The sequence below is a fragment of the Rhodoferax sp. genome (genome assembly GCF_028689295.1).
Taxonomy (GTDB): domain Bacteria; phylum Pseudomonadota; class Gammaproteobacteria; order Burkholderiales; family Burkholderiaceae_C; genus Rhodoferax.
In genome coordinates this window covers 121,806-136,744 of record NZ_JAQTWL010000007.1, presented here as the reverse complement: position 1 = coordinate 136,744, position 14,939 = coordinate 121,806, and the positions used below count along the sequence as shown (strand labels likewise).

Here is a 14,939-nt window from a genome sequence, read left to right as displayed (position 1 = left end):
GGAAGTTTCTTAAGAGAGGTTTTTTTAAAAGGAGTCCCATGTATCCCGTCAAGCTTGGCTATACCGAGGCTACAAAGCGCGTGAATTCACTCATCAAGAATGGGCATCACGCCGAGGCACTTCTCACGGCTATGTTCACCGTCGAAAAAACTTTGTACCGCACGCTCAGACAACTGGTCGTATCTGCTGGTTTTCCGTCAACGCAAGCAGATGTCCTTATGAACAAATTCCGAGGTATCGAGAACATCAAACAAGTGTGGGTGTGCTTCGACCCAAAAAACGAAACACTATCCAAGTTCATTGCCCAAGCCGATCTTAAAACTGTAATGGATGCCCAAACCATGAGAAACGACATGGTTCACGGAAAAGCTGTGTACAAGCTATCTGAGTGTGAAGACAAAGCGAAAGCAGTGCTCGTCGCGCTGGGCAACATTCGGCAGCTACTTGAAGACCGCTATGGCTTCGACGGCTGGTCGGTCATGAAGCGGCGTGTTAAAAATACGTTGCATGCAGACCCGCGTGTTAAAACCTAACCCTACGTATATGGACTCCCCCACAACAGCAAGAGGCTGACCGATAGTTTGGCTATTTGGGAAGCGCCTGCAGTCGTATATCCGGCATCCAGGGTGGGCTCTGTTGTGGCCCGTGCCGACATGGAATCTGCGTCACCGACGCGCCAATCGCTACAAGCGGCAGGCAAGCTGCCGCAAGGGTTATCGGCGTCTATCGGTGTGGGGTGAACCCGGTTGGCCATGATGGTCGATCAATCTCGTCGCAACGCGTGATGGGTGTTTAAAACTTCTTCTTGATAACGGCTGTTTGGATGCTGGCGTACCCATTCATGCAGCGTCTGGGGGACGCAGCCGATCTTGGGTGCGATCGATTCAACGGCAGCCCACAGGGATGCATATTCGCCACGGTGCTCCTGCACCATGCGCACGGCGCGTTCGCGCACTTCGGGGGAAAAACGATTTGATTTCTTGCTCATGGCTCCATCTTCTCAAAGTTTGGAGCCTCCTCAATTCCCGGGGCGATTCAGAAGTAGGATATCGACCAAAGCGAATCGAGGAGTATGAGGGTTGTCCCCATTTTTATACGCAATTGAATGGAAGACCGAGGTGACGACACTACCTGTAATGCAGACGAGCCGGTTTCTGTTATTTCGGCGCCTGATCATCCTTGTTCTCGCCGGACTGCTGATCTATTACCACACCTTTACTCTCTGCGACCTGTATCTAGGCACCGGCATCAGTGCTCATACAACATTCGAATACGCACAATCAGTCCTTCGAGTGGTGATTACTCTCAGTTTGCTGCTCGTCGTATTTGGCAACCGCTGGGCTTTGTGGGGGATGTGGGTCGGCATCACCGGGCTTATTGCAACGCACTATTGGGCGCATTTCGGAAACCTACCTGTCGATTTCACCCTGGGTAGGCACCCGCTCTCCTATCTCAAGGGCTTTATTTTCCCGACAATTATTACCTTGGCATTCCACACTTCAAGCCAGGTCGGCGATGCAAATCCAGACGCCTAACCCCTCAAGCGGGACTGCGCAAAAGCGCGCAGCCCCTTAGCTCCACGTTGAACGTCCGCAGTCTGGAATTTCAAAAATCGGCAAAGAGTCTCCTGCGGTCATCGAGAAAACCCACCAGTCACTCAAAAAGAGCCAACAATCGCCCGAGTGCATCGTCAATAACTTCTTGCGGCGCTCTTTCGACCTTTTTTGCTTTTCTGGCGACCAGGTCCATCATGCGGCACTTGTTGACCAATGCCACGCCTTGAGTGCTGCAACCTGTGTTCATGAGCGACACCGCAAAACCTTCAAAACGTGAAAAATCGCCACCTTGCGTGATGGGGGCAACCAGCACATCACCCAGCACATTGAATTCTTTTGTGGTCAAAACGAGTGCGTAACGGCGCTCCCCTTTCATTTCACGGCCAACGACAGGCTCAAGGCTCAAGTGAACAATATCGCCACGATCAAAGATTGCCATCAAAAAGCCTCTTGGCCTACGGGTTTGGCAGCATCCCACAGCACCATGTCAGCAGGATGGGGCGCTTTCAGATTGCATTGCGCAATTAATTCTGCCAGTTTGTATCTGCGCTTTGGAGTCAGCATGATTTTTCCGTCAGCCGTGGCGTCCATCGTTAAAGAGACGCCAGCCTTCAAGCCAAGGTCCTTCAAAATAGCAGGGGGAAACACGGCGCCGGTGCTGTTGCCAAATTTTCTCAGCACAATTTCAACTTGCATATCAGACCCTCTGTAAAACCAAAACCGATTTCTACAAAGTTTAGATGAAAACAAGCGGATGTCAAATACTGTTTGACATAGTTTGTGGACTACCAGTCCACCAGACTTAAGCCCAGGCTCAGCACCGTACCCCATGCGCCGCGCCAGCGCCCAAGCGACTGTCCAGGGTCGGGTGCACCGCGGTTAAAAAATTACTCAAGGATTCGGGCTGCTCCGCACCTTTGCGCCACGCCAGCCCCACCTCCAACTGCGGCAGCGGTTGCGCCAGAGGGCGCGCCTCGATGCGGTCACCTTCCAAAGACCAGGGCCGATACAGCATATCGGGCAGCACCGTGCAGCCCGCCCCGGTGGCCACCAGGCTGCGCACCGCTTCCACCGAGGAGGTGCGAATCAGCACATGCGGGTCCACCCCGGCACTATTCCACAAGGCCGTGGCCGTGTCGCCCAACTCGTCTACCTGCAGGACGATCAGCGGTTGCTGCGCCAAATCGATGGCGGCAATTTTGTCTTCATCGGTGAGCCGGTGATTTACCGGAAACCATACGCGCCAGCCTGAGCGCAAAATGGTTTCGGTCTCCATCGCGCTCTGGTTCTGCAACTGTGACACCACAATCAGCGCGACATCGAGTTCACCACTCACCAGCGCATGCTCCAGATAGTCGCGTCGGTCTTCGGTAATCTGCACCGTGATGCGCGGGAAGACCCGCTTGAAACGGTCCAGCAAAAAAGGCAGGTAGTAGCCCACCATCAGGCTGGTCACGCCAATGTTGAGGTGGCCGGTGACAGTGTGCGGTCGCGACGAGAGCGCTTCGCGCGCGTTGCGCATGGCCACTTCGATTTGATGGGCGTGGCGCAGAAATTGGTGGCCGGCGTGGGTCAGTGTCATGCCACGGGCGCGGCGGTCAAACAGCAGTGTTCCCAAATCGGCCTCCACCTGCGCAATGGCTTGCGACACCACCGATTGCGACACCCCCAGCTCATGAATCGCCGCCGAAATCGACCCGGATTCGGCCACCGCGATGAAATAGCGTATGCTTTTAAATGAAGTTTTCATTTTTCAAATTTCAAACAGCATTCCGGTATTTTCCCAGCGTAAGCTTGGTGTTAACCCTAGGGTATGTCGCTCTACCTACGATTCCGGAGTGGTTTCTCTGACATTCCTGCTCAAGGTTTCTGTTTTATCGATGGATTGTATTCATGCAATCCGGTGGTTGCCGTGCAGTCTTGTCCCTAGAATGAATTCAGGCCCCGACCCCCCGGGTTTGCCGTTTAACCCCCACCAGGAGAAATTGATGTCTCACCACCGTGCATTACTCACCGGGCTGCTGGCTGTCGCTGCTGCAGCGTCAACCTTGGCGGCACCTCCCACTGCTGTGGGCAAGGGCGAAGGCCAGCTCAATATCATCGCCTGGGCGGGTTATATTGAGCGCGGCGAGTCTGACAAGGCCTACGACTGGGCGACCGGTTTCGAGAAAGCATCGGGCTGCAAGGTCAACGTCAAGACCGCCGCCACCTCGGATGAAATGGTCACGCTGATGAAGGCCGGTGGCTACGATCTGGTGACCGCCTCGGGTGATGCCAGCCTGCGGCTGGTGGCCTCCAAGCTGGTGCAGGAGATCAATCCGGCCCTGATCCCGTCCTGGAAAAACATTGACAAGCGCCTGCAAAACGCTTCCTGGCACACCGTCAACGGCAAACACTACGGCACGCCTTATCAATGGGGCCCCAACGTGCTGATGTACAACACCGACGTGTTCAAGCAGGCCCCCACTTCATGGTCGGTGGTGTTTGAAGAACAAAAACTACCTGACGGCAAGTCCAACAAAGGCCGTGTGCAGGCCTATGACGGCGCCATTTACATCGCTGATGCGGCTCTGTATTTGATGAGCAAAAAGCCCGAACTCGGCATCAAGGACCCGTATGAGCTCAATGAAAAACAATACGCCGCCGTCCTGGAACTGCTGCGCGGTCAAAAGGCGTTGACGCACCGGTACTGGCACGATGCCACCGTTCAAATGAACGACTTCAAGAGCGAAGGCATTGTGGCCACTGGCTCGTGGGGTTATATGGTCAACACCCTCAAGGCCGAGAAAAAACCGGTTGCTTCCACCATCCCCAAGGAAGGAACCACCGGCTGGGCCGATACCACCATGTTGCACGCCAATGCCAAAAATGTGAATTGCGCTTACCAGTGGATGGAACACTCTCTGGGAGACAAGGTGCAAGCGCCGCTGGCTGAATGGTTCGGCAGCGACCCGGTGACACCGGGCGCCTGCAAAGCCAAAGCGCCGGGTGGCAGTGACTTCTGCAAAGACAACGGGTTTGCCGACTTTGCCAAAATCAAGTTCTGGAAGACCCCCGAGTCCAAGTGCGCCACCCAAAGCAATTGCGTGCCTTACTCCAGGTGGGCGCTGGACTACATCGCCATTCAGGGCGGACGTTGATAGACAGACATCAACGTGAAAGAGGGTCACGTCGCTTCACTGTTCGCAATGGCGGCCTTCCTTCATCGTTCGGGACGGCGATGTTTACACGTGAATTAGAAAGCAGCAGGCATGTCAGTCGCCATTGAGTTCAAGGACATCTCCAAACGTTATGGCGATGTCACCGCGCTTGACCATGTGAGCTTTCGCGTGGAAGAAGGCGAGTTCTTTTCCATGCTGGGGCCATCGGGTTCGGGCAAGACCACGTCCTTGCGGTTGATGGCCGGTTTTGAGCAGCCCAGTAGCGGCAACCTTGCGTTGCTGGGTCAGGAAGCTGCGGGCACGCCGCCGTATGCGCGCGATGTCAACACCGTGTTTCAGGACTACGCGCTGTTCCCGCACATGAACGTGCTGGACAACGTGGCCTATGGTCTGATGGTGCGCAAGATGGCCAAGGCAGAGCGCCACGCGCTGGCTCAGGAGGCGTTGGCCATGGTGGCGTTGCCGGATCATGGCAACCGCACACCGGCGCAACTCTCGGGAGGGCAGCGCCAGCGTGTGGCACTGGCGCGCGCGCTGGTCAACCGGCCGCGCATCTTGCTGCTTGATGAGCCACTTGGCGCGCTTGACCTGAAGTTGCGCGAGCAGATGCAGGTCGAGCTCAAGGTGTTGCACCGCAAACTGGGCATCACCTTTGTGTATGTCACGCATGACCAGGGTGAGGCGCTGTCCATGTCCGACCGCATTGCCGTGTTCAACAACGGCCGGATTGAGCAAATTGCTACCCCGCGCGAGCTCTATTACCGGCCGCGCACCCGTTTTGTCGCCGACTTCGTGGGAAGCTCCAACGTATTTACTGCTGACTTGGCCGAGCCATTGTGCGGCAAGCGCCAAGCCTTTGCTGTGCGCCAGGAAAACATCCATGTCACCAAGCCCGATGCGCCCAAGGTCGCAGGGCAAGTGCAGCTTGAGGGTGAATTATTGGCGGTGCAATTTTTGGGTGCCTCGCAGCGACTTGAGATCAAGGTTGGCAGCCACGTCATCACCGCACTTCAGTCTGACAACACAAGCACAGTGCCTTCGCAGCAACCTGGCGCTGATCTTCAGCCCGGTCAGACAGTGGCCTTGCATTGGGCCGAGCAACACATGGTGATGCTCGATGACTAAAGCCGCAGCTTTACCGCTCCTGCCCGCATTGAATGGCAGCTGGCGAAACACGCTGTCCACGCTGCTGTACCAACGGCAAGCCTTGACCATTTTTTTGCTGTTGCTGCCGCCCTTGCTGTGGTTTGGTGTGGTCTATGTTGGCTCGCTCCTGACGCTGCTGAGCCAGAGCATTTTTACCTTCGACGAGATGGCGATGACGGTGACCACCGAGATCACCGCCGCCAACTTTGCCAGTCTGCTGAGCCCCGCCAACTACGACATCGTGCTGCGCACGCTGGGCATGGCCGTGGCGGTGACGCTGGGAACGGTGGCCATTGGTTTTCCCGTGGCCTATTACATGGCGCACTACGCGGGGCCGCGTGAAAAGGGTTTTTTCTTTGTCGGCGTGATGTTGCCCATGTGGGCCAGCTACATCGTCAAGGCCTACGCCTGGACGGTGCTGCTGGCGCAGGGGGGCATGATTTATTGGGTCGTCAAGCAGCTTGGCCTGCTTCCGGTGCTGGAAGCCGTGCTGCGCCTGCCGGTGATTGGTGGCGACACGCTGGCGACCTCCAATCTGGGGCGCTTTCTGGTGCTGACCTACATCTGGTTGCCGTTCATGATTCTGCCGATCCAGGCTGCCATTGAGCGGGTGCCCGCCAATTTGTTGCTGGCCTCAGCCGATCTGGGCGCCAGCCCGTTCAAAACCTTCACCACCGTGTTGTGGCCGCTGGCTTTTCCGGGTGTGGTGGCGGGTTCGATCTTCACCTTTTCACTCACGCTGGGCGACTACATCATCCCGCAACTGGTCGGCCCTTCCGGCCTGTACATCGGCAACATGGTCTATACCCTGCAAGGCACCATTGGCAACATTCCGATGGCTGCGGCATTTACCTGCGTGCCGATTGTTCTGATTACGCTGTACCTGGCGCTGGCACGACGGTTGGGGGCTTTCAATGCACTCTGAAAAAAAGATATCCCGCCGTGCATTCCACCTGCCTAAAGGTCTGCTTTTGCGTCTGGCTGCGTATGGGGGAATGACCTTCCTGCACTTGCCACTGGTGTTCATCGCGCTGTACGCCTTCAACGACAACAGCGCAGGCTACAGCTTCCCCATCACCGGCCTGACGCTGCGCTGGGTCAGCCTGGCCATTGAGCGCGACGATATTCGCTCCGCCATTGGCTTGTCGCTATCGGTGGCAGCCATGGCCACTCTGATCGCCATGGTGCTGGGTACGCTGACGGCCGCCGCCCTGAACCGCGACCGATTCTTCGGCAAAAACGCTTTCACCACCCTGCTGATCCTGCCGATTGCCCTGCCCGGCATCGTGACCGGAATTGCGCTTCTGTCTGCCTTCAGGTTGATGGAAGTCACGCCGGGCTACTGGACGATTGTGGTGGGTCATGCCACGTTTTGTGTGGTGATTGTTCACAACAACGTGGTGGCGCGTTTGCGCCGTTTGCCCAACCGCTTGTGGGAGGCCTCGATGGACCTGGGTGCGGATACGCTGACCACACTGCGCCATGTCATCGTGCCCCAACTCGGCACCGCACTTCTGGCCGGCGGCATTCTGGCGTTTGCCCTGTCGGTGGACGAGCTGATCGTCACCACGTTTACATCCGGTAGCGACAAAACGTTGCCGATCTGGCTTCTCAGCCAACTCAGCCGCCCGCGCGACGCCGCCATCACCAACGTGGTGGCGCTGCTGGTGATGCTGCTGACCGCGCCGCTGATCATTGTTGCCTGGCGCCTCACCCGTGATGGTGATGCCAATCCGAATCAACGCTAAACCCTTTATCAACCACACTATGCAACGCATCATGGCTGCTCCGCGCTTCCCTACCCAATTGCTGATCAACGGCACCCCTGTTACCGGCGAAGGCCGCGCCGAGCAGGTGTTGAACCCCGCCACCGGAGAAACGCTGTGCGAGGTGCGCGAAGCCAGCGCCGACCAGCTGCGCCAGGCTGTCGATGCCGCCAACGCCGCTTTTCCGGCTTGGGCGGCGCTCACCCCGAAGGACCGCAGCGCCTACCTGCACAAAATCGCCGATGCGATCGAGGCCAATGGCGACGAACTCTCGATGCTGGAGTCACTCAACTGCGGCAAACCGCTCAGCGCCGCACGCAACGACGAGATACCCGCCATTGCTGACGTGTACCGCTTTTTTGCCGGGGCCATCCGCAACATGCCGGGTTCGCTGGCCGGTGAATACCTGCCCGGCCACACCAGCATGATCCGCCGCGATCCGTTGGGCGTGGTGGCCTCCATCGCGCCGTGGAACTATCCACAAATGATGGCCGCCTGGAAGCTCGGACCAGCCATTGCCATGGGCAACACGGTGGTCCTCAAGCCATCTGAAATGACGCCACTCTCCACCCTGCGCCTGGGTGAATTGCTGGCCGATATCTTGCCACCCGGTGTTGTCAACATCGTCTGTGGCCGCGGCGACACGGTGGGTGCGCCGCTGATTCGCGACCCGCGCATCCGCATGGCATCGCTCACCGGCGACGTGTCCACCGGCAGCAAGATCATGGAAGCGGCTGCGCGCGGCATCAAGCGCACCCACATGGAGTTGGGCGGCAAAGCGCCGGTGATCGTGCTTGACGATGCCGACATTGCCAGCGTGGTTGAGGGCGTGCGTACCTTTGGCTACTACAACGCCGGGCAGGACTGCACGGCGGCCTGCCGCATTTACGCGGGCGAAAAGATTTATGACCGTCTGGTCGCCGACCTCAGCAGCGCCGTCTCCACCATCAAAACAGGCACCCAGCAAGAGAGCGGCGTCGAGATGGGTCCGCTGATTTCAATGCGCCAGCGTGATCGCGTGGCCAGCTTTGTGGATCGCGCACGGGAACTCTCTCACATCGAAATCACCACCGGCGGCAGCACACTGGGCAGCAAAGGCTTCTTCTACAAACCCACCGTGGTGGCCGGAGCGCTGCAGAAAGACGAGATCGTCCGCAGCGAGGTGTTTGGCCCGGTGGTATCGGTCACCCGGATCAAGGATGCTGAGCAAGCCATTGCTTACGCCAACGACTCGGAATACGGCTTGGCAAGCTCTGTCTGGACGCGCGATGTGGGCCAGGCGATGGCCATCGCTTCACGCCTGCAATACGGCTGCACATGGGTCAACACGCACTTCATGCTGGTTTCCGAGATGCCGCACGGCGGCATGAAGCAGTCAGGCTATGGGAAAGACATGTCGGTCTATGCGTTGGAAGACTACAGTTGCGCCCGTCATGTCATGATCAAACACAATTGAGACCGCGCTCAGTCATCTGAATGACTGCCCTGGTCAATGTGGTCGTGAAAACGAATGCTAGGTCAACAAAGACCAGCGCAAGAAGCCGCAGATTTAGTAGCTACCAGTCCACCAGACTCAGTCCCACACTCAGCACCGTGCGCCGGCGGTTGTAGTCGATCAACGAATCGCCGTAACCGCTGAACAGTTGGGTGTGCAAACGCAGGCCGCTGTTGTTGCCGACAAAACCGCTGTCGCCCAGTTTGCGCAGCCACTCCAGGCGCACCGAGCCGTTGCTGTTGGCGCGCAGCGAGTGGCGCAGGGTCACGCCCAGCGTGTGGTCGGGGTTGACGTTCCAATAGCCCGTCAATTCGGCGCGGCCGATCAGGTCGCTGATGTCGGGGTTGTCATCGGCTTGCGCCACCTCGGGCATGCGGTACCAGAGCTTGCCGAACACGTAAAACTCCTGGTTCTTTTCCATGCCCGCCATCAGCACGGTGCGGTTCCAGCTTCTGGACAGGGGCAGCGGCTGGCCGTTGGACTGGTGGTTCACGCTGAGGCCGGCGTAGCGCAGTTGCCAACCCCAGGGCAATGGCGCCTCCAGCGGATAGATGTAGATGAGCTCGGGCTCATGGTCGGTGGTGCGGAACGGGCGTGACAGGTCGCCGCTGAAGAGTTGCCAGTTGGATTTTTGCGAATAGGCAAACCAGATCGAGTCGCGCTTGAATGGCTCGTTTTGCGTCAGCAGTCCTTGTGCGATTTTGGTGCGGACCGACAGACCAATGCGCAGCTCCGAGGTTTTGAACGACAGGGCGGACGTCGCCGAATGCTCGGGCGATGGCGAGGTGGGCTGGGTGTTGACGCTGTCCGAGCCGATCCACGACAGGCTGATGGGCTGGTAGCCGCGTATGCCGAAGGTGCCGCAGTCGCTGCCGGCCTCCAGCTCCCAATAACGCGACAGCTCTGAAAACCGCGGGTTCTTGCAGTTGTGCACTTCGGGGGCTGTCATGGTGATGAGGACCGGCGCTGAGGCTTGCGGGCTTGGCCGCACGGCTGTGCCGGGCGCGTTGGGCCGGGCTTGCTGCGCCGCCCACCGGTCAAAACATTGCAGGCGGGCCACGCTGTCACCGCGCAGGGCGCTGCACTGCTGCCAGTCCAGCGTTTTGGAGGCGGCGGCTTCAGCCTTGCCTTGAGCGACAGCCGGGGGCGGTGCGGCTGCGAAGGCAAACACGAACGCCACCGTGATGGCAGGAGATGTGAAGTTCATGAAGTTCCAGGGCCTTTCTTTGTCAGCGCACCAGCGCCCGCGCCGCCGCGCCGTCCAGCGCCTTCTGGGCAAATTCGGCGCGCAAGGCCTTGAGCTTCTCGCGCGGGTCTTCTTTTACCGTGTTCTGATCCAGTCCCATCTCGGCGATGAAGCGGCTGGGCTGGGCGGCAATCATCTCGCGGCCTTTTTTGCGCTTGCGTGTCCAGCTCACGGCCAGGCTGCGCTGGGCGCGGGTGATGCCGACGTACATCAGGCGGCGCTCTTCTTGCAGATGCGTGGTGAGTGTCTCGCTGGCGGCCTCTTGTGCGGCCGCACGCAGCGCGCTCGACGCGTTGCCCGCCGGCAGGTCGTCGGGGTTGTCGCGCAGCTTGAACGGCAGCATGCCCTCGGTCACGCCGACCAGCATCACATGCGGCCACTCCAGTCCCTTGGATGCGTGCAGGGTGGACAACGTGACCACGTTCTGGTCGGTCTCGCGCTCGTTGATGGTGGACAAGAGCGATACCGTTTGCGCCACGTCGAGCAGCGACTTGACCTCGCCCGCCGTGCTCACGCCGGCCGCATCGTCGATCTGGCCGCCACAGCGCCCGCTCATCCAGTCGCAAAAGTCCAGCACGTTGCTCCAGCGCGCGGCGCCCACTTTGTCGCTGTCTTCTCCGTCGTAAAGGTATTTCTCAAAGCCGATGGCCTTGAGCCAGTCAATCAAGAAGGCTTTGGCGGCCTCAGCCCCCAGCGTGTGGCGGGCGCGGAATTCGAGGTCGTTGATCTCGCGGCCGAACTCGTGCAGACTGCCCAGCGCCTTGCCCGAGATCACTGCCCCAAGGCTGCTGGAAAACAGCGCCTCGAACATGCTGACCCGGTATTTGCTGGCAAAGTCGCCCAAAGCGCTAAGCGTCTGGTGGCCAATGCCGCGCTTGGGCGTGGTCACGGCGCGCAAAAACGCCGGGTCGTCGTTGTTGTTGATCCACAGGCGAAACCAGGCGCACAGGTCCTTGATTTCGGCGCGGTCAAAAAAGCTGGTGCCCCCGGACACCTTGTACGGAATCGCCGCCTTGCGCAGTGCCTTCTCAAAAGTCTTGGCCTGGTGGTTGGCGCGGTAGAGCACGGCAAAGTCGCGGAATTCCTTGAACTGCGGCCCGGCCTGGTTCAGGCCGCTGGCGCGCAGGCTCTGGATGCGCGCCACGGTGCGCTCGGCCTCGTGTTCTTCGGTGTCGGCATCGACCACCCGAACCGGTTCGCCTTCGCCCAGGTCGCTCCACAGGTTTTTGGGGTAGAGCTTGGGGTTGGGGCCGATCACGTTGTTGGCGGCCCGCAAAATGGCACCGGTGGAGCGGTAGTTTTGCTCCAGCTTGATGACCTTGAGCGCCGGAAAATCGACGGGCAGCTTTTTCAGGTTGTCCAGCGTGGCGCCACGCCAGCCGTAAATGGACTGGTCGTCGTCGCCCACCGCGGTAAAGCGGGCCTGCGCCGGGTCCTTGCCACCGACCAGCAGTCTCAGCAATTCGTATTGGGTGGCGTTGGTGTCCTGGTACTCGTCCACCAGAATGTGCACGACCTGGGCCTGCCACTTTTGCCGCACGGATTCGTGGTTTTGCAGCAGTTTGAGGGGCAGGCTGATCAGGTCGTCAAAGTCCACGCTCTGGTAGGCAGTGAGCCGTTCCTCGTAATGCGCCATCACGCGCGCCACGGTGCGCTCGCTGTCGCTGCTGGCCTGGGCTGCCGCCGCTGCGGCGTTGAGTCCCTGGTTTTTCCACAGGCTGATGGTCCATTGCCATTGGCGCGCCGTGGCAGCGTCCACCGAGCCGCCAGCGTCTTTCAGAATGCTGTTGACGTCGTCACTGTCGAGAATCGAAAAATGCGGTTTCAGCCCCAGCGCCGCGCCATCTTCGCGCAGCAGGCGCACACCCAGGGCGTGAAAGGTGCAAATCACCGCGTCCTTGGCCGCCTTGCCGATCAGGCCCCGGGCGCGTTCGCGCATCTCGGCGGCGGCCTTGTTGGTGAAGGTGATGGCGAAGATGTTTTTGGCAGCCACCCCGGACTGGATCAAGCGGCCGATCTTGTGGGTAATGACGCGCGTTTTGCCCGAGCCGGCGCCGGCCAGCACCAGGCAGGGGCCGTGCATGAAGTTCACGGCTTCTTGCTGGGCCAGGTTCAGGCCGGTATTGGAGGCGGGGCTCAATCGCTTGTCACAAAGTCGATAAAGCCGCGTTCCACGTCAGTGGCGACCAGCTTGACCCGGATTTGGTCGCCCACCTTGAGGCTGGTTTGCCCGCGTACCAGCTTGCCCTCGGCGGGTGGCGTGAAAATGCGGACCCAGATGCCGTCGGTGGTACTGCCGGTCACGATCGCGTCGTAGCGCTGGCCGATGTGTGCCTCCAGCAGCAGCGCCGCCTCGGACTTGCGCATGCGCCGCTCGACCTTTTGGGCGGCGTCTTCCTGGCGGGTGCAATGCAGGGCCAGGTCGGCCAGTTCAGCGTTCGAATAAGGCTGTGGCTTGTCGGCCAGCGCCGCCTTGAGCAGCCGCGAGGTAATCAGGTCGGGAAAGCGCCGGTTTGGCGCCGTCGAGTGCGTGTAGTCGCGCACGGCCAGTCCAAAGTGGCCCACCGGGGGGCCACTGGGCGTCTCCACCACGTATTCGCCCGAGCCCATGAGCCGCACGATCACGAGCGACAAATCGGGAAAGCGCAACGGGTCGGCCTGGCGGCGTTTGGCCAGAAAAGCCTCCAGCGCTTTGGAGTCGGGCTCGGTCGGCAGGGTTTCGCCTAACTCCTGGGCCACCGCCACAATGCGCTGCCAGCGTTCAGGCGAGCGCACCACGCGCCGCAACGAGGCACCGCCCCGCCCGGCCAGGTAACGCGCGGTGCAGCCGTTGGTGGCAATCATCACTTCCTCGATCAGTTGACGCGCGCGGTTTTGCACTTGCTGAAGAATATCGATCACTTGCTCACCATCAAACACGGCGCGCGGCTGAAAGGTTTCCAATTCCAGCGAGCCCTCGGCACGCCGACGCACCCGCAGACGCTGGGCCAGCGCGTCCTGCGTGCGCAGTTGCGCCTCCATGCCGGGCACCACCGCGGCTGCAGCAGGCAGCGCGGCGTCGCCGTCTATCCAGGCGCTGACAGCGTCATAGTCCAGCTTGGCCTTGTTGCGCACCCGGGCGCGGTACACCGTGGCGCCCGCCAGCGAGGCATCGGCGTTGAAGACCATTTCAGTCACCAGCGCGAGCCGGTCTTCGGCAAAATTGAGCGAGGTCAGGTCGGTGGACAGGCGCTCGGGCAGCATCGGGAAAATGCGCGCCGAGGTGTACACCGAGGTGGTGTTGGTGAGCGCATGCTCGTCGATGGCGCCGCCTTTCTTGACCAGCGCGTCCACATCGGCGATGGCCACCCACAGCCTGACCAGGCCCTGGTCCAGCGGCTCGCAGACCGTGAGCTGATCCAGATCGCGCGAATCGTCGTTGTCGATGGAGCACCACAGCAGCGCCGTCAGGTCGTGGATATCCGGGCCAGCCTCGCTGCCGGGGCCGGTGATGGTGGCCAGCTCGCGCTCGACACGCGCCGGAAATTCAGGTTCCAGCCCGCGCTCGGTCATGGCGAGGGTGGCAATGCGGACCAGGTCAGCGCGATGGTGCGGATGGTTTTGGTTCATGATGCCGCCGCAGCTTCCAGCGCCTGCACAAACATGGCGGCCACGTCAAACCCGGTCTGGTCAGCAATTTCCTGAAAGCAGGTCGGGCTGGTGACGTTGATCTCGGTCAGGCTGTCGCCGATCACGTCCAGCCCCATCAGCAGCAAACCGCGCCCGGCCAGCACCGGGCCGATGGCTTCGGCGATGTCGCGGTCGCGCGGGCTCAGGGGCTGGGCCACGCCCTTGCCGCCAGCGGCCAGGTTGCCGCGTACTTCACCACCTTGCGGAATGCGCGCCAGGCAATAGGGCACGGTTTGGCCGCCAATCACCAAAATGCGTTTGTCGCCCTCTGAGATGGCAGGCAAAAACTTTTGCACCATCACGGTCTGGGCGCCGTCCCGGTTCAGCGTTTCGATGATGGCCCCAAGGTTCAGGCCATCTGCCTTGACCCGGAAGATGCCCGTGCCGCCCATGCCGTCGAGCGGTTTGAGGATGATGTCGTGGTGCTCGGCATGAAAGCGTTTGATGTCCTGCGCGTCGCGTGTGACCAGGGTCGGTCCGATGAACTGCGGCCATTCGAGAATGGCCAGCTTTTCGGGGTGGTCGCGCAGGGCGCGCGGTTTGTTGAAAACCTTGGCGCCCTCGCGCTCGGCCTGCTCCAGCAGGTGGGTGGCGTAGAAAAACTCGCTGTCGAACGGCGGGTCCTTGCGCATCACCACGGCGTCGAAGTCCTTGAGCGCCTGCCTGCGCTCATCGGGCTTGCGCTGCGCCGCGCTGAACCAGTGCACCAGGTCGCCGGTGAGCGTGATGTCGCGCACCCAAGCGGCCACGGCGGCGCCACGCTGCCACATGATGTCCTTGGCTTCACAGGCGCTGATCTGGTGGCCGCGCGCTTGCGCCTCGCGCATCATGGCAAAGGTGGTGTCCTTGTAAATCTTGAAGGATTCAAGCGGGTCGGCGACAAACAACAGGTGCATTCGG

14 protein-coding genes and 1 pseudogene are annotated in these 14,939 nt (G+C 60.1%); 7 read left to right on the top strand and 8 right to left on the bottom strand.

The features are described 5' to 3' along the window. The first annotated feature begins 38 nt into the window (after positions 1–38). Positions 39–533: a hypothetical protein gene (locus tag PHF15_RS08470; RefSeq protein WP_300120300.1), complete on the top strand. Its 495-nt coding sequence runs from the start codon at positions 39–41 to the stop codon at positions 531–533. A gap of 293 nt (positions 534–826) precedes the next feature. Here PHF15_RS08470 and PHF15_RS08465 read toward each other — a convergent pair. Continuing rightward, positions 827–988 (bottom strand): annotated as a pseudogene (locus PHF15_RS08465) (IS3 family transposase); the annotation flags it as partial. A gap of 91 nt (positions 989–1,079) precedes the next feature. Between PHF15_RS08465 and PHF15_RS08460 the strand changes: the two are divergent. Continuing rightward, positions 1,080–1,535: a hypothetical protein gene (locus tag PHF15_RS08460; RefSeq protein WP_300120299.1), complete on the top strand. Its 456-nt coding sequence runs from the start codon at positions 1,080–1,082 to the stop codon at positions 1,533–1,535. Positions 1,536–1,653: 118 nt separating this feature from the next. On the opposite strand, the gene PHF15_RS08455 is transcribed toward PHF15_RS08460, so the two are convergent. From PHF15_RS08455 to PHF15_RS08445, 3 genes are all read right to left on the bottom strand, one after another. Further along, complete coding sequence (locus PHF15_RS08455; protein WP_300120298.1) at positions 1,654–1,995, bottom strand: type II toxin-antitoxin system ChpB family toxin; 342 nt, start codon at positions 1,993–1,995, stop codon at positions 1,654–1,656. Beyond that, the gene (locus PHF15_RS08450; protein WP_300120297.1) at positions 1,995–2,252 is read right to left on the bottom strand and encodes a ChpB-ChpS toxin-antitoxin system antitoxin; all 258 of its coding nucleotides are present in this window, start codon (positions 2,250–2,252) and stop codon (positions 1,995–1,997) included. Before PHF15_RS08450 ends, PHF15_RS08455 begins: the two co-directional genes overlap by 1 nt. A gap of 118 nt (positions 2,253–2,370) precedes the next feature. After that, positions 2,371–3,306, bottom strand: coding sequence for a LysR family transcriptional regulator (locus PHF15_RS08445; RefSeq protein WP_300120295.1), 936 nt, complete (start codon positions 3,304–3,306; stop codon positions 2,371–2,373). Positions 3,307–3,544: 238 nt separating this feature from the next. Between PHF15_RS08445 and PHF15_RS08440 the strand changes: the two genes are divergently transcribed. The 5 genes from PHF15_RS08440 to PHF15_RS08420 all read left to right on the top strand — a co-directional run bounded on the left by PHF15_RS08440 (position 3,545) and on the right by PHF15_RS08420 (position 9,085). Continuing rightward, positions 3,545–4,696, top strand: a complete 1,152-nt coding sequence (locus PHF15_RS08440) for an ABC transporter substrate-binding protein (protein ID WP_300120294.1) — start codon at positions 3,545–3,547, stop codon at positions 4,694–4,696. Between the two features lie 111 nt (positions 4,697–4,807). Beyond that, complete coding sequence (locus PHF15_RS08435; protein ID WP_300120293.1) at positions 4,808–5,842, top strand: ABC transporter ATP-binding protein; 1,035 nt, start codon at positions 4,808–4,810, stop codon at positions 5,840–5,842. Further along, on the top strand, positions 5,835–6,788 hold the full coding sequence (locus tag PHF15_RS08430; RefSeq protein ID WP_300120292.1) for an ABC transporter permease: 954 nt from the start codon (positions 5,835–5,837) through the stop codon (positions 6,786–6,788). Before PHF15_RS08435 ends, PHF15_RS08430 begins: the two co-directional genes overlap by 8 nt. A 70-nt stretch (positions 6,789–6,858) precedes the next feature. Further along, on the top strand, positions 6,859–7,611 hold the full coding sequence (locus tag PHF15_RS08425; RefSeq protein ID WP_300120291.1) for an ABC transporter permease: 753 nt from the start codon (positions 6,859–6,861) through the stop codon (positions 7,609–7,611). Between the two features lie 58 nt (positions 7,612–7,669). Beyond that, complete coding sequence (locus tag PHF15_RS08420; RefSeq protein ID WP_300120333.1) at positions 7,670–9,085, top strand: gamma-aminobutyraldehyde dehydrogenase; 1,416 nt, start codon at positions 7,670–7,672, stop codon at positions 9,083–9,085. Between the two features lie 100 nt (positions 9,086–9,185). On the opposite strand, the gene PHF15_RS08415 is transcribed toward PHF15_RS08420, so the two are convergent. Genes PHF15_RS08415 through gshB form a run of 4 tightly spaced genes read right to left on the bottom strand, consistent with a single transcriptional unit; the run spans position 9,186 to position 14,935 of the window. Next, the gene (locus tag PHF15_RS08415; RefSeq protein WP_300120290.1) at positions 9,186–10,331 is read right to left on the bottom strand and encodes a phospholipase A; all 1,146 of its coding nucleotides are present in this window, start codon (positions 10,329–10,331) and stop codon (positions 9,186–9,188) included. Between the two features lie 22 nt (positions 10,332–10,353). Beyond that, positions 10,354–12,510, bottom strand: a complete 2,157-nt coding sequence (locus tag PHF15_RS08410) for a UvrD-helicase domain-containing protein (protein WP_300120289.1) — start codon at positions 12,508–12,510, stop codon at positions 10,354–10,356. Further along, positions 12,507–13,979, bottom strand: a complete 1,473-nt coding sequence (locus PHF15_RS08405; RefSeq protein ID WP_300120288.1) for an RNB domain-containing ribonuclease — start codon at positions 13,977–13,979, stop codon at positions 12,507–12,509. Before PHF15_RS08405 ends, PHF15_RS08410 begins: the two co-directional genes overlap by 4 nt. Then, entirely contained in the window at positions 13,976–14,935 is a 960-nt protein-coding gene (gene gshB / locus PHF15_RS08400) for a glutathione synthase (protein WP_300120287.1), read from the bottom strand. The genes PHF15_RS08405 and gshB overlap by 4 nt, the downstream gene beginning before the upstream one ends. Positions 14,936–14,939: the final 4 nt, after the last annotated feature.